The 19,107-nt window shown below is 72.9% G+C and carries 15 protein-coding genes; 5 read left to right on the forward strand and 10 right to left on the reverse strand.

Annotated elements, in window-relative coordinates; genetic code table 11:
• Positions 1 to 98: 98 nt before the first annotated feature.
• Positions 99 to 1,121 (forward strand): LacI family DNA-binding transcriptional regulator, encoded by a 1,023-nt coding sequence (locus tag ACWDY5_RS19380; RefSeq protein WP_449723564.1) that lies wholly within the window; start codon positions 99 to 101, stop codon positions 1,119 to 1,121.
• A 158-nt stretch (positions 1,122 to 1,279) separates the two neighbouring features.
• Here ACWDY5_RS19380 and ACWDY5_RS19385 read toward each other — a convergent pair whose 3' ends face one another.
• The 3 genes from ACWDY5_RS19385 to ACWDY5_RS19395 are packed head-to-tail and all read right to left on the reverse strand — an operon-like array spanning position 1,280 to position 4,764.
• Entirely contained in the window at positions 1,280 to 2,209 is a 930-nt protein-coding gene (locus ACWDY5_RS19385) for a phytoene/squalene synthase family protein (protein WP_449723592.1), read from the reverse strand.
• Between the two features lie 53 nt (positions 2,210 to 2,262).
• Positions 2,263 to 4,119, reverse strand: a complete 1,857-nt coding sequence (locus tag ACWDY5_RS19390) for a cellulase family glycosylhydrolase (protein ID WP_449723565.1) — start codon at positions 4,117 to 4,119, stop codon at positions 2,263 to 2,265.
• Positions 4,120 to 4,152: 33 nt separating this feature from the next.
• Positions 4,153 to 4,764: an HD domain-containing protein gene (locus tag ACWDY5_RS19395; RefSeq protein WP_449723566.1), complete on the reverse strand. Its 612-nt coding sequence runs from the start codon at positions 4,762 to 4,764 to the stop codon at positions 4,153 to 4,155.
• 163 nt (positions 4,765 to 4,927) lie between these two features.
• Here ACWDY5_RS19395 and ACWDY5_RS19400 point away from each other — a divergent pair, with 163 nt between their 5' ends.
• Positions 4,928 to 7,105 carry a tetratricopeptide repeat protein gene (locus ACWDY5_RS19400; protein ID WP_449723567.1) on the forward strand — a complete coding sequence of 726 codons (2,178 nt, stop codon included), beginning with the start codon at positions 4,928 to 4,930 and terminating at the stop codon, positions 7,103 to 7,105.
• Here the strand turns inward: ACWDY5_RS19400 and ACWDY5_RS19405 are convergent.
• Genes ACWDY5_RS19405 through ACWDY5_RS19425 form a run of 5 tightly spaced genes read right to left on the reverse strand, consistent with a single transcriptional unit; the run spans position 7,089 to position 13,861 of the window.
• A complete protein-coding gene (locus ACWDY5_RS19405) occupies positions 7,089 to 9,770 on the reverse strand; it encodes a sugar-binding protein (RefSeq protein WP_449723568.1) in 2,682 nt (893 codons plus the stop codon). The genes ACWDY5_RS19400 and ACWDY5_RS19405 overlap by 17 nt on opposite strands.
• Before the next feature lie 13 nt (positions 9,771 to 9,783).
• Positions 9,784 to 10,590 (reverse strand): carbohydrate ABC transporter permease, encoded by an 807-nt coding sequence (locus ACWDY5_RS19410; RefSeq protein ID WP_283660034.1) that lies wholly within the window; start codon positions 10,588 to 10,590, stop codon positions 9,784 to 9,786.
• Complete coding sequence (locus ACWDY5_RS19415) at positions 10,587 to 11,459, reverse strand: carbohydrate ABC transporter permease (RefSeq protein ID WP_449723569.1); 873 nt, start codon at positions 11,457 to 11,459, stop codon at positions 10,587 to 10,589. The genes ACWDY5_RS19410 and ACWDY5_RS19415 overlap by 4 nt, the downstream gene beginning before the upstream one ends.
• Positions 11,446 to 12,801, reverse strand: a complete 1,356-nt coding sequence (locus tag ACWDY5_RS19420; protein ID WP_449723570.1) for an extracellular solute-binding protein — start codon at positions 12,799 to 12,801, stop codon at positions 11,446 to 11,448. The genes ACWDY5_RS19415 and ACWDY5_RS19420 overlap by 14 nt, the downstream gene beginning before the upstream one ends.
• 22 nt (positions 12,802 to 12,823) lie before the next feature.
• Complete coding sequence (locus ACWDY5_RS19425; protein WP_449723571.1) at positions 12,824 to 13,861, reverse strand: carbohydrate kinase family protein; 1,038 nt, start codon at positions 13,859 to 13,861, stop codon at positions 12,824 to 12,826.
• Positions 13,862 to 13,992: 131 nt separating this feature from the next.
• Here ACWDY5_RS19425 and ACWDY5_RS19430 point away from each other — a divergent pair, with 131 nt between their 5' ends.
• From ACWDY5_RS19430 to ACWDY5_RS19440, 3 genes are all read left to right on the forward strand, one after another.
• Positions 13,993 to 15,303 carry a 6-phospho-beta-glucosidase gene (locus ACWDY5_RS19430; RefSeq protein WP_449723572.1) on the forward strand — a complete coding sequence of 437 codons (1,311 nt, stop codon included), beginning with the start codon at positions 13,993 to 13,995 and terminating at the stop codon, positions 15,301 to 15,303.
• Between the two features lie 360 nt (positions 15,304 to 15,663).
• Entirely contained in the window at positions 15,664 to 16,326 is a 663-nt protein-coding gene (locus ACWDY5_RS19435; protein WP_449723573.1) for a hypothetical protein, read from the forward strand.
• Positions 16,305 to 17,213: a Gfo/Idh/MocA family protein gene (locus ACWDY5_RS19440; protein ID WP_449723574.1), complete on the forward strand. Its 909-nt coding sequence runs from the start codon at positions 16,305 to 16,307 to the stop codon at positions 17,211 to 17,213. Before ACWDY5_RS19435 ends, ACWDY5_RS19440 begins: the two co-directional genes overlap by 22 nt.
• Positions 17,214 to 17,434: 221 nt before the next feature.
• Here the strand turns inward: ACWDY5_RS19440 and ACWDY5_RS19445 are convergent, their stop codons facing one another.
• A complete protein-coding gene (locus ACWDY5_RS19445) occupies positions 17,435 to 18,121 on the reverse strand; it encodes an MBL fold metallo-hydrolase (protein WP_449723575.1) in 687 nt (228 codons plus the stop codon).
• 122 nt (positions 18,122 to 18,243) lie between these two features.
• Entirely contained in the window at positions 18,244 to 19,062 is an 819-nt protein-coding gene (locus ACWDY5_RS19450) for a M55 family metallopeptidase (protein WP_449723576.1), read from the reverse strand.
• Positions 19,063 to 19,107 lie beyond the last annotated feature (45 nt).

Consider the following 19,107-nt stretch of genomic DNA (forward strand, 5'->3'; position numbering starts at 1 on the left):
CTCAAGGCCTCGACATGGGAGCGCTTCCGTGCAGGTGGACGGGCAGATCGACCGGCTACGCTTGGCGGGAACCGGACAGCAGGAACAGGGGTGCGCAAGTGGCGGAACGACCGGCCCGGCCGACGCTGGAGGATGTCGCCGCGCACGCGGGCATCTCCAGGGCGACCGTCTCCCGCGTGGTCAACGGCGCGAGCCGGGTGAGCGCGCAGACCAGGGAGACCGTGCAGCGCGCGGTGGCCGAGCTGGGCTACCGGCCCAACCAGGCCGCGCGCTCGCTGGTCACCCGGCGCACCGGCACCCTGGCGGTGGTGCTCTCCGAACCGGGCGAGAAGCTGTTCGAGGACCCGTTCTTCGCCGCGGTGATCCGCGCCGCGCACCACGAACTGTCCACTGTGGACGCCCAGATGGCGCTGCTGATCGCCCGCTCGCCCGAGGAGGTCGAGCGGGTGGTGCGGTTCCTGTCCTCCGGGCACACCGACGGCGCGCTGCTGTTCACCCCGCGCCGCGGCGACCCGCTGCCGGATGCGGTGCGCTCGCTGGGCATCCCGGTGGTCTTCGGCGGCCGCCCGTGGCGCGGCGAGCAGGGCCTGGACGTGGTCACGGTGGACAACGAGGGCGGCGCCCGCGCGGCCACCGAACTGCTGCTGGCCCAGGGCCGCAAGCGGATCGTGACGGTGTGCGGCCCCGCCGACCAGGCCGCCGCGGTGGACCGGCTCACCGGCTGGCGCACCGCACTGGGCCTGGCCGAAACCGAGGCCGCGCACTGCTCCGCCCCCGCGGAGTTCAACCTGGAAGGCGGCGAGCGCGCGATGACCGAGCTGCTGGCCCGGGTGCCGGACCTGGACGGGGTGGTCGCGGCCAGCGACCTGATGGCGGTGGGCGCGCTGCGGGCGCTGCGCGCGGCCGGCCGCCGGGTGCCGCAGGACGTGGCGGTGGTGGGCTTCGACGACCTGCCCTCGGTGGTGCAGCAGGCCCAGCCGAGCCTGACCACCATCCGCCAGGACCCCGGCGCGCAGGTCCGCGAGATGGTCGCCATCCTGCGCGAACGCCTGCGCGGCAACGAGGTCACCCACCCCAACCGCATGCTCCCGGTCGAGATCGTCCGCCGGGACTCGGCTTAGGCCGTGTCGCCCAAGCCCCGTCTGCGGGAGTCGTGATCGGTTTGGCCGCTGGCGGTGCGGCCGGGACACCCTCATACCGGGCGTATTCGGGCGTTCCGGCCGTGCCGCCAGCGGCCGAACCGGCGCGGCTACCGCGGGCGGGGCTTGGGCGACACGGCCTACGCCCATCGGGCCAGGACGGCTCGGCCGAACCCGGGCAGGGCCACGGCCAGGCGGCGGGTCTTGGGGACCACCACGCGGCGGTCCAGGACCCGGTAGTCGGCGGCCTCGATCTCGTCCAGGATGCCTTGGTAGAGCTCGAAAGCGGTCGCCACGCAGGGGCGGGAGACCGGGGCCAGCATGGCGATGCCCGGTGCGGCGCGGCGGTAGGTGGCGCGGGTGCGGGAGACCAGGTGGGCCAGTGCGGCGCGCAGCGCGTGGTCGGTGTGGCCGCGCTGCCGGCAGTGCTGGAGGCGCTCGCGGTCCACGCCGAAGGCGGCCAGCTCCTCCAGCGGCAGGTAGACCCGGTCGCGGTCGAGGTCCTCGCCGACGTCGCGGAGGAAGTTGGTGAGCTGGAAGGCCTCGCCCAGCGCGGCGGCGTGCGGTTCGGCCTCCGCCCTCGGCGTCACGGTGCCCAGCACCGGCAGCACCTGCAGGCCGATCACCTCGGCCGAGCCGCGCACATAACGGGCCAGCTCGGTGAAGGTGGCGTACTCGCGGACCTCGGTGTCCATCCGCATCGAGGTGAGGAAGTCGGCGAAGTAGCCGCGGTCGATGTCGTAGCGCGCCACCGTGTCCACCACCGCGGCCAGCACCGGGTGCCTGCTGTGGCCCTGCGCGAACCCCTCGGCCAGGTCCGCGCCCAGCTCCGCCAGCGCGGCCCTGCGCTGGGCCAGGGTGCGCCCGTCGCCCTGGTCGTCGACGATCTCATCCGCCCAGCGGGCGAAGCCGTAGAGGGCGTGCACGGCGGGGCGCTGGGCCGGGGTGAGCATCCGGGTGGCCAGGAAGTACGTGCGGCCGTAGCGGGCGTTGATCTCCCGGCAGCGGCGGTAGGCGGTGCGCAGCGACGGTTCGAGCACGCCTGCGGCGTCCAGTTCGGTGGTGGTCAGCGGGGACACGTCACGAGTCTGGCGGTTGCTCCGTTCGGCTGCACGCCGGGGCGTCACCTGCTGCCGAAACTGGCCGCGGCCCACCCCGTCAGCTCGGTCTTGGCCTGGGCCAGCAACGCCGGGTCCGTGGTGGCCGGGGCGATGAGCGCCACGTGCAGGGTGCCAGCGGGGCCGCCTGGCAGCAGCAGCCGCGTGGCCCCGGCGTGCCGTTCCACGCCGATCCCGCTGCCGTTGTAGGCGGGCAGTGCGCCGAAGGTCCCGAGATCCGAGACCAGCGCGCCCGCCGCGAGATCCTCCGGCAGCTGCACCTCGGTGGGCGCGGCCGAGCCGGTGGACCGCCAGATGAGCACCGCGTGCCGCCGGTCCGCGGTCAGCCGGGCCATCGCGGGGTGTTCGGCCGGCACCCGCTGCCACTGCTGCACCGTGCCGCCGTCCCGGCTGAGGTCCTCGAAGCTGAAGGCCAGGGTGCGCCCGGCCACCGCGCGCGGGTAGGCCCGGTCGATCACCCGCCGGTCCACCCTGGGCACCACGGCGCCGCTGTTGTCCTTGTGCACCGGGGAGAAGTCCTCGTCCATCCAGGCGTCGGCCTCGGTGAGCACCTTGTTCGGGTTGCCGTTCATCAGCTCCCGGTGCCGTCCGCTGTTGGTGTCCCACTGCCATTGGGTGGCCGACATCGGCGGGGCGGCGTTGCGCGCCTCCCGCCACCAGTTCTTCCCGGCCAGCCCGGAGTCGAGGGACTGGTAGGCGGCCTTGAGGATGCTGGGCGTCTTGTCCGAGGTGAAGCCGGTGATCGGGTGACCGAACTCGGTGAGGATCGGCGCGGTCCGGTGGTACTGCGCGCGTTCCCGCACCGCGCGGATGTCGGCGGTGTACTCGCCGTCACCGGCCTTGCCCGGCTTGAGGATGCCGGAGCGGGCCTTGGCGTCGTAGAAGTGCGCGTTGAACACGAACCGCTGGCCCAGCGGCGGGATCTCGGTCAGCCCGCCCGGCTCCTGGAAGACGGAGGTGTTGATGTTCCAGTACACCAGCGGTTCGGCGAACAGCGGCTTGGCGGTCCAGCCCGCGCGGTCCATGGCCGCGCGCACCCGCTGGTAGAACGGGGCCAGCAGGTCGCGCTCCCAGGCCGGGCCCTGCTGGCCCTCGTCGTAGCGGCCGGCGTAGGGCTCGTTCAGCGGGTTGAAGCCGACGACGCGCCGGAACTCGGTGGCGCTCAAGGAGTTCCGCAGGTGGTTCAGCGTGGTCTCGGTCTGCGCCAGGAAGGCGTCCAGGATGCCGCGCGGGCCGGCCTCGGTCTCGATCCGCCGGTTGTGCCAGAAGTCGTAGGTGGCCATGGTGACCGCCTTGTTGTTCTTCATGTTCTGGCCCCAGTTGACGCAGGCCTCGCAGTACTCCTTGGGGTAGCCGCCGGCCCGCACCACCCACTCCGGCGCGCCGTCCCCGGTGTACCAACTGTCCACATTGAACAGATAGCGGGAGTACAGGTCCTGGTGGTAGTCCAGGAAGACGAACAGCCCGGCGTTGAGGAACTCCTTGACCTGCGCGGCCACCCGGTCCAGGTAGCCGCGGTCGATCTGTCCGGCCCTGGGCTCGACCCGTTCCCAGGTGATCAGGAAGCGCACCGCGTTGGCCCCGGTCAGCCTGCGCAGGCTGCTCGCCGACACCGCGGCCTCGGCGGTGCTGGGGAAGGGCAGGCCGCCGTGCTCGGCGAGCTTGGCGGTGCCGGAGACGTTGTAGCCGCGCAGCAGCACCTCGCGCCCGTGCCCGTCCCGGAAGGTGCCCTCCGGCGAGACGGTGACCACCTCAGCCCGGCCGTCGTCGAACCACCACCGCGCGGGCTGGGCGGGTGCGCCGGGCACCGCCGCGAGTCCGAGCACCACTGCCAGCATTCCGGTGACCACGCTGCGCCACATGCCTGTCGACGCTACGGCCGGGCGCGGCCGTCGTCACCCGCCGAATGAATGTTCTTCACGTTTTAGGTTGGCCTTGGCCCGCGCCTCCCAGCGCGCCCGCGCCGGGGCGCTCCGGTACAGCGGCTCCCGCGCGATCAGCCCGGCCAGCACCGCACCCCGCCCGCGCCGCCAGTCCGGCTCGGGCACGTGCGCGTACTCCGCCCGCACCGCCCGCGCGTAGCGGTCGTACTCGGCCTCGGTGCCACCCAGCACCGCGAGGTCGGCATCCAGCAGCGCCAGGGTCAGCGGGTCCTCGCCGAGGTGGTCGATGGTCGCCAGCACCAGCCGCGCCACCGCCGCCCGGTGCGCCTCGGCCACCCCCGCCGCGCCTAGCCGCTCGCGCGCCCACTCGGCGCTGCGCCGCTCGTCCTGGCCCGGCACGCCGTCGTAGACCACGTCGTGCGCGGCCGCGGCCAGCGCGAGCACCGCAGTGTCCACTTCGGACAGTTCGAGCTCCGCGCCGAGCCAGGCCGAGTCGCGCAACACCGCCTCGACGTGGGCGAGGTCGTGGTAGCGGCGGTGCGGCTCGCGGTACCGCTCGATGAGCTCCGCACCGCTCTGCCGGGCCGTGTCCGAATCGCCGCCGAGCCTTGTCACCGCTGTCACCCATGCCTCCAGCACCACGGTGTCTCCTCGCCTCACCACCCAGTGTGACCGCCGGTCTCACAAGATCGGGGGACACGGCTCACGACCACAACACGTGAATCCTGTGTCACACTCAGTGAAGACGCTCCGCTGCTGTCCTTCGACCGGCGAAGGGGGAACGCTGGTGGACTTCCGGATCCTCGGGCCTGTCTCGGTCTGGGTCGACGGTCGCCAAATCGGCATCGGTCAACCCGAACTGCGACGGCTGCTCGCGATCCTGCTGCTCGCCGACGGTCGCCCGGTGCCGAAGGAGCAGGTCATCGCCGACCTGTGGGACGGCGCGCCGCCGCTGCGGCCCGCTCGCGCGCTGCGCAGCCAGTTCGCCCAGCTCAGCGAGACCCTGCCACTGACAGAGGCCCAGCTGCACAGCGCGCACGGCAAGCACCAGCTGCAGGTGGACCTGGAGCGGCTGGACTGGCACCGGTTCCGCCAGCTGGTCGGCCGGGGCCGTACCGCCGCCCGCGGTGGCCGCTACCAGGCCGCGGCGGACATCCTGGCCCAGGCCCTCTCGGAGTGGCAGGGGGACGCGCTGGCCGATGTGGACGGCGACTGGGCCCGCCGCTGCCGGGCGCACCTGGAACGCCAGCGGCGCAGCGCGCGGCAGTGCCTGGTCGCGGCCAGGCGGGCCTGCACCGGCCGCCAGATCTTCGTGCCGATGCCCCGCCGCAGCGAGGTCGAACGCGGTCCGGTGCCCACGCAGCTGCCGCTGGGCATCGCGGATTTCCTTGGCCGGGAACAGGAACTGGCCGCACTGGGCACCGCGCTGCCCGGCACCGTCACGGTGATCAACGGTCCGCCCGGCAGCGGCAAGACCGCGCTCGCGCTGGCCTGGGCGCACCGGATCAGCGACCGGCACCCCGACGGCGCGCTGTTCGCCGAGCTGCGCGGGCACGGCCCCGGCGAACCGGTGCCGCCGACCGAGCTGCTCGCCGACTTCCTGACCAGCCTCGGCGTGGCCCCGGCGAAGATCCCGGCGGCGGAGAGCTGCCGCGCGGAACTGTTCCGCACCCTGCTGATCCGCCGCCGCCTGCTGCTGGTGCTCGACGGCGCCCGCGACCTGGCCCAGGTGGAACCGCTGCTGCCCGGCCTGCCGGGGGTGACCGTGGTGATCACCAGCCACGAGCCCCTTGACCTGCCGGGGCGGCGGGTCACGCTCGGCCCGCTGTCCCCCGCGGATGCCACCGGCCTGCTCAAGGAGCTGATCGGGCCCGGCCGGGTGGCCAACCAGGCCGGCGCGCTGGCGGATCTGGCCCGCTACTGCGGCTACCTGCCGCTGCCGCTGCGGATCGCCGGCCGCAGGGTGGCCGCCCGCCCGCACACCTACCTGGCCGACCTGGTCGGCGAGCTGCGCGAGGAACGCCAGCGCCTGGAACGGATGGCCCCGGACACCGACGGCTCGGCCGCGATGCGCGGCACCTTCCGCTGGTCCTACCGCGCGCTGCCGCTGCCCGCGCAGCGGATGTTCCGGCTGCTCGGTCTCTACCAGGGCGTGGACATCGACGCGCCTGCCGCGGCCGCACTGTCCGGAATGGAGGCTGAGCAGGCGGCGGAGCTGTTACGGAGCCTGGCCAAGGCGCATCTGCTGCAACCGAGTCCGCGCGGGGCCTTCCAGCTGCACGACCTGCTGCGCGGCTACGCCGGGGAGCGGGCGCTGCGCGAGGAGGGCGCGAACAACCGGCAGGCCGCGGTGCGCCGCCTGCTGGACTTCTACCGCGCCGCGGGCGCCGATCCCGGGCACGGCTGGTGCGACACCGAACTGTTGAACCTGGTGGCCGCGGCGAACAGCGCGACCAGCACCGGCCAGCACGAGGTGGCGGTGGACCTGCTGACCACCGCGGGCGCCATCCACCGCTCGCGTGGCCAGCTGGACCGGGCGATCGCCCGCTACCACCAGGCCTGGGTGAGCGGGGACCGCACCGGCGACACCGACATCGCGCACCGCCTCGGCGAGGCCTACCTGGCCGCCGGGAGGTTGTGCGCGGCGGTGGAGGTGCTGGGCCGGGCCGCCCCGGACGCGCTGACCCTGGACCTGCTGGGCGGCTGCTTCCAGCGGCTGGGCCGCCCGGACGCGGCGATCCAGCACTTCCAGCGCGGCCTGCGCCTGGTCAACGAACCGGCGGGCGAGGCGCGGCTGCTGTCCAGCCTCGGTGAAGCGCTACGGCGGCTCGGCTCCTTGACCCAGGCCAGGGAACACCTGACCCGCGCGCTGGAGCTGAGCCGCCGCATCGGCGATCACGGGGTGACCGCGCACTGCCTGCACAGCCTGAGTCAGCTGCCCAGCACGCTCACCACCCAACCCTGACCCGGGAAGCGGCCACCTTCCCATCCGGGGTCTCGAACCCGAGCAGCACCTCGGCCGGCCGCCCGCCGGTCACCGGAACGGGCACCTCCCGCCAGCCCCTGGACAGCTCTACCGTCTTACGCCCCAACAGTTTCCCGTCCTTGTCCACTACGAAGACGTGCGCCGTGCCGCGTGCGCCCAGGACTCCCGCGATCACCGTGTCGCCGTGCGCCCTGGCCGAACGCAGCCGCGCCGCCTCCCGGCCACTGGCGATCGGCTTGCCGCCGAGGGAGATCCCGGTGCGGGCGGACTGGGCCACCGACTGGGCGGAGTCCACAGAGGACAGTGCGATCAGCGGCAGCTTCGCCGGTGGCGGTTCCACCGGGCGGCCGGCGGGCGGGGTGTAGCCGTCGAAAGTGGCGCGGCCCCAGCGGTACGGGTCGCCCTGCACGCCGCCCCAGGTGGACCAGCCGATCCGGGTCTGGCCGGTCTTGTCCTGGGTGTCGGAGTCGTAGACGAACAGGTTCAGCCCGACCTTGGCCGGGTCCAGCGCGCCGGGCACCGCGGCCAGCGGCAACGCGAGCTCGATGGTGTAGCCGGTGTACGGGCTGCTCACCTTGCTCGCGATCTTCAGTCCTGGCACCGTTTCCGCGGCCGGGCCCTGGAAGTTGTCGGCGTCCCTGGCCGCACAGGGCCCGCCCTCGGTGGTCGTCGGGAAGACGGCCAGCTTCAGCGTGGTGGAGGTGTTCTCGGACTTGCCGCGCGGGTCGATGGCCAGTTCCAGGGCGTCGGTGCGCCAGTGCCGCTTGCAGTCCGCGGCGGCCAGCACACTGCCCAGCTTGTCGTCGGTGACGGTCACCGCCGCGTACAGGGTGTCGTTGTGCCAGGCCAGCTTGGCCTTGGCCGAGCAGTCCGCGGCGGAGGCGCACTGCTCGCCTTCCCAGCGGGTGGAGATGTCCAGCTCCGGCCCGGCGTACTCCCCTGGCGCGGCCACCCCGTCCACCGTCGGCGCGGTGGCGGCCTTCGGGATTGTCGTGCGCGGCACCAGTTCCAGGGCCGGGGTGCTGCTGCTGACACCGGTGACGGACAGGGTGTACCGGTAGTCGCCGCCCTGCATGCCGGTGCGCAGGCCGGCATCGGTGTTGGTCACCTTGCCGGAAACAGTGGTGCTCGCCCCGGCCGCGAGTCCGGTGAACGGCAGACTGGCGGTGGCGCTGAACCCGGTCGGCGGCGTGATGGTCACCGTGCCGGAGCGGGTGGCGGAGCCGTTGTTGCGCACCAGGACCGGCAGCTCGCGGTCACCGCCGGAGGGCAGGGTCAGCACCGGCGGCACCAGGTCGGCCAGCGCGGGCACCCCGCTGCGCTGCGCCCAGTCGCGGAACTGGGCGACCTGCGGCAGCGGCTGCTGTTCGACGGTCAGCTCCGGCACCACCGCGACCACGGCCTCGGTGTACCCGGTTGCGTTGCCACTGCTCAGCTCCACCGGGATCCGCACCCGGCCGGGCTTGGCCGCAGTGGGCACGGTGACGGTGAACTCGGCGGTGGCCGACCGTCCAGGAAGGACAGTCCCGAGCCGCCCCGACCCGCTGACCTGCCAGTCGGCGGGCAGCCCGAGCTTGGCCGCGACCCTGGTCAGCGCCCGGTTCTCCGGAGCGGTGACGGTGACCTTGACCGGCACCGAGGCACCGGCCACCAAGCTGAACTTCCCGGCTTCCACCTCGGCCCCGGTGCCCAGCGGCAACCCGCCGGGGGCCGGGATGAGCGCGCCGTGCAGGGGCCCGTCCGGGCCGTTCGCGGTCGGTGAGAACGGCACCCGGCTGGCCACCTGGGTGAACCAGTCGCAGCCGATCAGCTTCGGATCCGTTGGCACGTCGGGGAACCCGGCCCAGCCCTGGGTCACGTACTCCCGTTGCGCGGACCGCTCCTCCTGCGCCCAGCTGCGACCGGCCACAGTGGACGGACGCCCGTCCCACACCCCGTACACCCGGTCGGTGGCCTCGGCCGGGGTGAACTTCGCCGCGCAGTCCGGCCCGGCAGGCTGCCGGCCGCGTGCCCCGCCGGTGAGCAGCCGCTTGACCGCCCACGGCCGCAGTCCTTCCTCGCGGAGCTGCTCCGGATAGGCGGCCGGGTCCGCGGCCACCCGGTAGGCCTCGATGGCCAGGCGGGCCGCGTACTGGTGGTTGCCGTGGTTGCCGGGCGTGGGCGCGGGATCCATGGTGACCACCAGCTCCGGCCGGGTCTGCCGGATCGCGCGCACCAGCTTGCCCAGCACATCCTTGTGCTGCCAGCCCTGTTCGGTCAGCGGCGAGCTCACCGTGTAGTAGAAGTCGGCCTCATCGAGGTTGAGCACCTCGGTGATCCCGGCCCTGGCCACCGCCCTGCGCTCCTCGGCCTCCCGCAGCCGGCCCAGCTCCGGGCCTTCCTCCGGCCCGGCCGCGTTGCCGCCGCCCTCGCCGCGGGTGATGGTGACCACCCCGGCGCGGACCCGGTGGTCGGCATGCCACTGCCCGAAGGTGGACAGTGCGAACGCCTCGTCGTCGGGGTGCGCGCCGACGAACAGCGCGTCCAGGTCTGCCGCCGGGCGCGCGGCCTGCTCGGCCACCGCGGTGGCCGGATCTTCCATGGCCACCAACGCGACCAGCGCCGCGGCCACCGGCAGCAGCCCGGTCAGCCAAGCTCGCTTCACCAGTACTCCTCAGTCAACCCTTGACCGCGCCGTCGAGCATGCCGCGGATGAAATGTCGTTGCAGGAACAGGTAGAGCACCACCACCGGCAGCGCGACCAGCACCGATCCGGCCGCCAGCAGCGGCACGCTGGTGGTCGCCCTGCCCTGGAAGAACCGCAGTCCCAGCGGGGCCGTGCGCAGGCCCTCGTCGGTGACCATGACCAGGGCGAGCAGGAACTCGTTCCAGGTCCACATGAACACCAGCACCACCAGGGTCAGCACCGCTGGCCTGCCCATCGGCAGCAGCACCCGCCACAGGATCTGCCAGTGCCCGGCCCCGTCCAGCCGGGCGGCCTCCACCACGCTGGCCGAGCTGGACCGGAAGTAGGCGCGCATCCAGAACACGCCGAAGGCCACCGACTGCGCGACCTGCGGCAGCACCAGCGCGGCGTAGGTGTCGAGCAGGCCGACGTCGCGCAGGTCGAAGTACAGCGGCACCACCACGGCCTGGCTGGGAATGGTGACCCCGAGCAGCAGCAGGTAGAACAGCGCCCCCGAACCGCGGAAACGCATGGTGCCGAAGGCATATCCGGCCAGCACGGACAGCAGCGTGGACAGCGCGACCACCGCGACCGCCACGATCAGGCTGGTGCCCAGGTAGTCGCCGAAGCGGCCCTGCGTCCAGGCGGTGAGGAAGTTCTCCGGGTGCCAGCCGCCCTGGCCCGCGGTGTCCGAACGCAGTGCGGTGAACAGGATCCACAGCACCGGGTACAGCGCGTACCCGGCGAAGAGCAGCAGCACCAGGTAGGTCCCGGCCCGTTCCCAGCGGGAGACCGTCATCGCCTGCCTCCCGCCACGCGCAGCACCACCGCGCTCAAGGCGAACACCAGCGCGGTCAGCGTCACCCCGATCGCCGCGGCCGAACCCACCTGCCCGGCTTGGAAGGCCCGGTAGTAGATCTCGTAGGCGGGCACCGTGGTCGACTCGCCGGGCCCGCCCAGCGGGGTCATCACGTACACCAGGTCGAAGGTGCGCAGCGAGGCGATCACGGTCAGGGTCAGCGCGACCGCGATGTCCGGGCGCAGCGCGGGCAGCGTCACCGAGCGGAACTCGCGGAACACCCCGGCCCCGTCCAGCCGCGCCGCCTCGTACAGCTCACCGGAGATCCGGCCGATCCCGGCCAGGAACAGCACCACGGTCAGCCCGGTCTGCACCCAGGTGCCGACCAGCCCGACCGCGATCAGCGCGGTGCTCTCCTCGCCCAGCCAGTTGTGCGCCAGGGCATCCAGGCCGACCGCGCGCAACGCGGCGTTGAGCGGGCCGTCCGGGGCCAGGATCTGTTGCCAGGCAACGGCGACCACCACCATGGCCACCACCTGCGGCAGGAACACCACGGTGCGGAAGAAGGCCAGCCCGCGCACCCGGCTGCGGTGCAGCGCCGAGGCCAGCACCAGACCGAGGATCACCGGCAGCACCGCGAAGAACAGGATCAGCACCAGCGCGTGCCCGAACGCCGAGCGCAGACCGTCCTCGGCGAACAGGGTCAGGTAGTTGTCCAGCCCCGCCCAGGTGCCCAGGGTGAGGCCGTCCCACTCGAACAGCGAGATCCACGCGCTGTGCAGCAACGGGAACAGCAGGAACGCGCCGTAGACCGCCAGGGCGGGCACCACGTACAGGTACCCGACCCGGCGCGGCTCACCGGCCGCCACGGGAGGCGTCCACGTCGGCCTGCAGCTTGGCCAGGAACTCCTGCGGGCTCAACCCCTTGGCCAGCAACTGCTCCACCACGCTGGTGACCGTGTCGTAGGCGGTCGGGGTGGCGTAGTCCAGGAACGGCACCAGGCCACCGGTTTCCGAGGCGTGTGCCCAGGAGTCGAACACCTCGGCGCGCAACGCCGTCGGCGGCCGTTGGCTGGCCGCCTCCACCACCGGCAGGTTCGCGTGCTCGGCCATCAGCGCCATGCCCCGCGAGGAGGTCACGAAATCGATGTAGGCCGCCGCCGCGTCCGGGTTCTTGCTGCGCGCGCTGACCGCGAACGGCACGCTCGTGCCCCCGGTCACCGCGACCTTGCCACTGTCGATCGGTGGCAGTCCGAAGCCCACCCTGTCCCCCATCGCCGCCTCCAGATCGGCCATCAACCAGGTGCCGCTGACCAGGAAAACCCCTTTGCCCTCGGCGAACTCCCGCCATGCCGCGTCCGAGCCGAGCCCGGAGAACCCCGGCGTCAGCATGCCCTGCTCCACCCAGCTCACCAGGAGCTCGGCCGCGGACCGGGGGTTGGCGTCGGACCAGAACACGCCCTGCCTGCCGGTGGCCAGTTTGAAGGCGTCCTCGGTGGGCGCGAACCGGTTGAGCGCGAAGCCGAACAGGTGGATGCCCGCGCTCTTCTCCAGGTTGCCGAACTGGATCGGCACCTCGCGGGCGGCCTTGGCCTTGCGCAGCGCGGCGTCGAACTCCGCCCACGTGCGCGGCGGGGAGATGCCGAGCCTGGCCAGCTTCTCCTTGTTGGAGAAGACGCCGACCAGCTCACCGCCCTGCGGCAGCCCGTACAGCTTGCCCTCGCCCAGCGGGTTGCCCGAGTTCGGGTAGCGGGCCAGCCGCAGCACCGAGTCCGGGAACCGCTGCTGCCAGCGGTAGGCCTCGGCGTAGCCGTCCAGCGGCTGGAGCAGCCCGGCCTTGACGAAGGCCCCCATGTCCTGCCTGCCGTTGTTGACCTGCACGACATCGGGGGCCTGCACGCTGGTCAGGCCGAGCCTGGTGGTGTTCCGCAGGTCGTCGAAGGACCGCGGCACCCGGTTGATGGTGATGTTCGGGTACTTGCGCTGGAACTCCGCGTTCAGCGCGGTCATCTGCTTGTCCTGCCCGCCACGGACCTCCTGGTCCCACACGGTCAGGGTCAGCTCGCCCATGCCCGCCGGGTCGGTCCTGATGTCGCGGGCCTGGCGGTCGCTGGGCCGGGTGTTCGGCAGGTTCGAGCCGGGCACGCACCCGGCCAGCACCACGAACGCGGTCACCGCGGCCAGCGCGGCCCGCCATCGGGAGCCCGTCATCCCCGTCCTCCCTCCGCCGGTGCTACGGCCTGCCCCGCAGTCCGATCGTGGCACTTGCCCTGCGCACCGTGGCACAGCCATGAGTGGGAAGCAGGTCTTCCAGGAAGTGGTATCCGCGCAGCGCCTCGTCCTCGCGGCGGCCCAGGTGCCGCCACCAGGCGGCGATGTCGCACCAGCCGGGCGCGGACAGCGAGCCGCCGAAGTGCTGCACCGACAACGCGGCGCACAGGTTGGCGAAGCGCACCCGGTCCACCAGCGGCCAGCCGGCCAGGGTGCCGTAGGTGAACCCAGCGCCGAAGACGTCGCCCGCGCCGGTGGGATCCATGGCGGCCACGTTGATGCCGCACACGTCGGCCTCCTCGCCGGTGGCCGAGTCCACCGCGTAGGCCCCGCCGCCGGCCCTGGTGACCACCACGGTCGGCACCACCTCCGAGAGCTGCCGCGCGGCCAGGCGCACGTCGTCCTGGCGGGTGTAGCGCAGCGCCTCCACCGTGTTCGGCAGGAACACGTCGTAGCCGTGCAGCTGCTGGATCAGCTCAGGCCGCCACTGGTCGGTGGGATCCCAGCCGACGTCGGCGAACAGCAGCGCGCCGTTGGCCTTGGCGGTGCGCACCCAGTTGTCGCTCTCGTGGTCGACGTGCACGAAGCAGGCGCGCACCTTGGGCGGTTCGGTGAGCAGCTCGTCCGCGGTGACCGGGGAGGGGTGGCCGTGGGTGACCATGCTGCGGTCGCGGTTGATGGCCAGCGAGACGGTGACCGGGGAGTGCCAGCCGTAGAAGCGGCGGGAGTGGCTGAGGTCGACCTGTTCCTGGTTGGCCAGGGTGTCCCAGCAGAAGTCGCCGTACATGTCCTCGCCGAAGGCCGAGGCCAGGGTGGTGCGCAGCTGGAGGCGGGCCAGCGCGACGGCGAGGTTGGCGATGCCGCCGGGGCTGGAGCCCAGGCCGCTGGCCCACACCTCGGTGCCGCTCTCGGGTAGCTGGGGCAGTCCGGTGAAGATCAGGTCCAGGAAGACCGGACCGGACAACAGGACGTCGAACTCGGTAGGCGGCTGGCTCGACACCGTTTCCCTCCCCGCTACGCGCATTGTTCGGGCTGACCCCGTTTCGATCAGGCGCAGAGTCTCCCCCGCCCGGACGACACTGACAACCACGATCGGCCCCGGTGTGTTCCAGAGTGTTAATGTCGGTGCGCGTGAGACTGGTGATCCTCGGCGGTGGCGGTTTCCGCGTTCCCCTGGTGCACGGCCGGTTGCTGGCCGATCCGGACCGGCTGGTCGACGAGCTGGTGCTGCACGACGTGTCCCAGGACCGCCTCACCGCGGTGACCGCGGTGCTCGACGCCCAGGCCGCGGACGCGCCGTGGCGGCCCAAGCTGGTCACCCGAACCCACCTCGACGACGCCCTGCGCGGCGCGGACGTGGTCTTCTCCGCCATCCGCGTCGGCGGCCTGGCCGGCCGCAGCGCCGACGAACGCCACGCCATCGAAGCGGGCCTGCTCGGCCAGGAGACCGTGGGCGCCGGCGGCATCAGCTACGCGCTGCGCACCGTGCCGGTGGCCATGGACATCGCCGAACGCATCGCCCGCTACTGCCCCGAGGCCTGGACGATCAACTTCACCAACCCCGCGGGCACCGTCACCGAGGCGATGTCCGCGGTGCTGGGCGATCGCGTCATCGGCATCTGCGACTCCCCCATCGGCCTGTGCCGCCGGGTCGCCGCGGCCTTGGACATCCCGGCCGAGCAAGCCTGGTTCGACTACGCGGGCCTGAACCACCTCGGCTGGCTGCGCGGCGTCCAGGTCAACGGCCGCGACCGCCTGCCGGAACTGCTGGCCGATGAGACCAAGCTCCGCTCCTTCGAGGAAGGCCGTCTGTTCGAGCCGGACTGGCTACGCGCCCTGGGCGCCATCCCCAACGAATACCTGCACTATTACTACTACGCCCGCGAGACCACCACCGAGATCGCGGCCAACCCCCAGCCCCGCGGCGAGTACCTCCGCCACCAGCAGGCGGCCTTCTACGAACGCGCCCTCGCCGACCCCAGCACCGCGCTCATTGCCTGGCAGGAAACCCGCGCCGAACGCGAACGCACCTACCTCGCCGAAGCCCGCCAGATCGCCGAAGCCGGCGACCGCGAAACCTGCGACACCGACGGCGGCGGCTACGAACAGGTCGCCCTGGACCTGATGGCCGCCATCACCGCCAACCGCGCCGCCACGATGATCCTCAACGTCCGCAACCGGGGCGCGCTGCCGGGGCTGGACGCGGACGCGGTGGTGGAGCTGCCCTGCCTGGTGGACTCCAACGGGGCGCGGCCGATCGCGGTGGATCCGCTGGACGGGCCCGCGTTGAGCTTGGTGCAGCAGGTGAAGGCGGTGGAGCGGGAGACAATCGCGGCGGCTCGGACGGGGAGCCGGGAGAAGGCGTTGCGGGCGCTGGCGGGGCATCCGCTGGTGGATTCGGTGCGGGCGGCGCGGGAGGTGCTGGGCGCGACCGAGTGGTGACCGGCGGTCGGTTCGGACGGGCGGGCGGTTCGTGAAGGTCGCCCCCAGCCAAGACCACCGATCCGCCGACAGCCCATCCCAGCCAAGCGCCCGCCGCCAGTCCGCCCCAGCCAGTACCCGCCATTTCGCGCCGGGGCCGCCAAGCCAGTACGACCGGTCCCCGGTCAGTCCGGTCCCAGCCACCACGACCGGATGCGCCAAGTTCGCGCCACAGGTGCTGCGCCCCGGGGCACGCCTCGCCCGCCAAGTCGCGGCCGCACTCGCCCGGCCCACCTCGCGAACCTGATCTTCCGGCCACAGTCCTTCGACCGATCATCTGTGATTGATGAACCACTCAGCCCCCTTGCACGTCGTGGGGACATGTCTTTGTTCGCGGTGAGTGGGCGGCTCGGCCGGTTGCGGGCGCGGGTCAGGGTGCTGGTCGGCGGGGTGCTCGACGGGCTGCTGGCGCGGGGCGAGGCGGAGCTGGTCCGGGAGTTCGCCGAGCCGGTGGCGGCGGGCGTGGTGCTGGAGCTGGCCGGGGTGCCGGAGCCGGACCGGGCCGATGTGCGCCGCTGGGTGCGGGCGGCCTGCGAGGTCGAGGGGCCGGTGACGCCGCGGGTCTGGGCCGACCTGGACGGCTACCTGGCCGAACTGGCCGCGCACCAAGGTAGGGCGCGGGTGTCCGCGGTGGAGGTGGTCGCCGGGTACACCCGGATCGTGGACCTGATCACCGGCGCGCTGCTCACGCTGCTCGGCTGCCCGCAGCAGCTGGCGGTGCTGCGCCGCGATCCGCGGGTGCTGGCCGGGGTGGTCCGGGAGGTGCTGCACGGCGGGGCCGGGAGCACGGGTGTCGCGGGGGTGGTCGCGGAGGCGGCGGTCCGGGCGGTGCTGGCGTGTGATGTGCTGTTGGCCGGGGACGAGGACGAGCTGCGCTGGCGGGCTCGGCTGGGGATCCGCGAACTGCGTGCCGTTCCGGTGTCCCTTGCCGCGCCCGGCCGGACCGAGGACAGGAGGCCGGGTTGGCGGGCAAGGTCGCGGTGATCGGGTTGGGCGATATCGCGCGGAAGGCGTACCTGCCCACGATCACGGCCCGGGCGGGGCTGGACCTGCACCTGATGACCAGGAACCCGGCGCGGCTGGCCGAGGTCGCCGATCAGTACCGGGTTCCCGGACCGCGGCGGTTCACCGATCTGGATGAGTTGCTGGCACACGGGCTCGACGCGGCGTTCGTGCACGTGCCGACCGCCGCGCACGCGGCAACGGTGCGCCGGTTGCTGGCGGCCGGGGTGCCGACCTACGTGGACAAACCCCTCGACGACAGCCTGGCCGGGGCGCGGGACCTGGTGGAGCTGGCCGAGCGGCTCGCGGTGCCGCTGATGGTCGGGTTCAACCGACGTTACGTGCCCGCCTACGCCGAGGCCGCGCGCGGCCCGCGGGACCTGGTGGTGTTGCAGAAGAACCAGGACGGCGGCAGCGGCGGGGTGCGCGAGATCGTCTTCGATGACTTCATCCACGTGGTGGACACCCTGCGGTTCCTGGCTCCGGGCCCGATCGAGCGAACTTTGGTCAACGGTGTGGTCACCGAGGGCGAGCTCGAACAGGTCAGCCTGACCGTGGTAGGCGGCGGGTTCACCGCGATCGGCACCATGCACCGGCGGGCCGGGGCCAAGCAGGAACGGCTGGAGGTCACCGGCGGCGGGGTGAAGGTCGAGGTGACGGACCTGGGCCAGGTGACCCGGCACGAGGGTGGGCGGGTGACCCGGCTGGCGGAGGACGGGTGGGCGCCGGTGGCGCGGCGGCGCGGGATCGAGCAGGTGTGCACGGCGTTCCTGGCGGGAGAGCTGCCGGACCTACGGGACGCGCTGCGGACGCACGAGCTGTGCGAGCAGGTGGTGACGGAGCTGACGGAGGACGGGGCGGCCGCCTAGGCGGCGCGGCCGAGAGCCAACCAGCGCGAGCAAACCAGCGCGGGTGGGCGGCGCGGGCGGGCGGCGGTTCGGCCGGCCAGGCTAGCGCGAGCCGAACAACACGGGCCGGGCGACGCGGGCCGGGCGGCGCGGGCCGGGCGGCGCGCGGACGGCGCGGGCGGTTGGTCGACCGGCCGGTTGGTCAGTCGAGCGATCGGTCGGTCAAGCGGTCGGGCGGCGGCTCAGGCAGCCAACCCCGCCGCCAGCTCGCGGAGCCGATCAGCCCCACCCGCCCGCAATGCCGGCCCGTGCCCAAAACAGACCACCTCGAACTCCAGTCCGCTCAACCCCACCACCGACCGCCGCGCCAGCTGACTGTCCACATTGAACACACCAACGCTCAGCTCCCCCACGTTCGCCACCGCGTCCCCCACGAACACCACCCCGCCCGGCAGCCACACCGCGATGCTCCCCGGCGTGTGCCCCGGCATCCCCACCACCCGCGCCCCACCGCCGAACTCCAGCACGTCCCCGTCCTCGACCTCCCGGTCCACCCGGCACGCCTGGTGCGCGGGCACCCCCGGCGAGATCTGCCCGTGCAGCTCCCGCTCCCACTCCCCGGTGAACACCGGCGGCAACCCCTCCGCCTCCCCCCTGACCACCGCCGCGTCCGCCCGGTGCGCGATCACCTCGGCCCCGCTCCACGCCACGATCTCCGCGGCGCTGCCGGCGTGGTCGCCGTGCCAGTGCGTCAGCACGATCCGCCGCAGCGCGGCCCCCGTCTCGGTCACCACCGAACGCACCCGCTCGCCGTACCCGGCCAGCCCCGTGTCGATCATGGTCGCCTCGTTCCCGTCGCGCCACAGGTACGCCTGGCCGACCGGGAAGGTCAGCTGGGTCAGGTTCGGCAGCAGGGGTTCGATGTCCATGGGCGTCAGCCTGGCAGCGGGGCGGGGGCGCGGACGCCGTGTTCGCCCATGGCTGAGCGGGGTTCTCCCGGAGCGAACGTGGTCCGGGCGCGGACGCCGGAGCTACCGGCTGGTCGCGCGGGTCACAGGCGGCCCAGCAGGGCGATGAGCTGGATGACCCGGTAGGCGGTCGGGAAGTCCTCGGCCTCGTAGGCCAGGGTGCGCTCGCCGACCAGCTCGATGCCGGGCACCAGCAGGGCGTGCTCGGCCATGCCCGGGGTCAGCACGTCCACCTCCAGGTCGACCTCCCCGGCGAAGCGCAGCGGCCGCACCCTGGCTCGCCGCCGCAGCGCCTGGGGCACCGCCGCGCGGATCCGGGCGCAGGCCTCCTCCGGGTGCAGGTTCTCCGCGGCCCGGGCGCCCAGCGCGCGCTTGACCACCACCGACCAGATCCCCCGCGCCACCCCGGTGGCCTCGGTGGCCACCGTCTCGTCCCCCGCCACCAGGATCGGCACCGCGCCGTGCGTGGCGGCCAGTGCCGCGTTGAGGCCCAGCTCGCCGAGGACGCGGTCGTTGCAGCGGACCTCGGCGACCACCGAGCCGTTGATGGTGTGCGAGAGCACCGAATGGGCCAGCCCGGCCCGGCCGTGGTAGCCGATGAAGATCACCGCGTGCACGTCCTCGGCGATCCCGGCCATCATGCCGAAGGCCTTGGGCGTGCCGCGCAGCAGCGTGGCCCGGCGGTCCAGGCGCTCGGGCAGCAGGTTGCGGAACTGGGCGTGCGCGTCGGAGACCAGTACCTCGGCGTCCGGTTCGGCGTCGTAGACCCCGAGCACCGCGGCGTTGGCCTCCGCGGTCATCAGCGCCCGGTTGCGCTCGTACTCCCGTTCCCCAGGGCGGACATCCTCGACGTCGACGATCCCGGCGATGCCCTCCATGTCCACCGACACGAGAACCCGCATACCACGCCCCTTAACCCCGGAAGCAAAGCTGGCGGCGACCCCGAA

Source organism: Crossiella sp. NPDC003009, assembly GCF_053591555.1.

Excerpts from the sequence above, each read along its gene's own strand:
- ACWDY5_RS19450 (WP_449723576.1), bottom strand. The coding sequence starts at position 19,062 with ATGCGGGTTCTCGTGTCGGTGGACATGGAGGGCATCGCCGGGATCGTC.
- ACWDY5_RS19445 (WP_449723575.1), bottom strand. The coding sequence starts at position 18,121 with ATGGACATCGAACCCCTGCTGCCGAACCTGACCCAGCTGACCTTCCCG.
- ACWDY5_RS19435 (WP_449723573.1), top strand. The coding sequence starts at position 15,664 with ATGTCTTTGTTCGCGGTGAGTGGGCGGCTCGGCCGGTTGCGGGCGCGG.
- ACWDY5_RS19420 (WP_449723570.1), bottom strand. The coding sequence starts at position 12,801 with ATGACGGGCTCCCGATGGCGGGCCGCGCTGGCCGCGGTGACCGCGTTC.
- ACWDY5_RS19410 (WP_283660034.1), bottom strand. The coding sequence starts at position 10,590 with ATGACGGTCTCCCGCTGGGAACGGGCCGGGACCTACCTGGTGCTGCTG.
- ACWDY5_RS19390 (WP_449723565.1), bottom strand. The coding sequence starts at position 4,119 with ATGTGGCGCAGCGTGGTCACCGGAATGCTGGCAGTGGTGCTCGGACTC.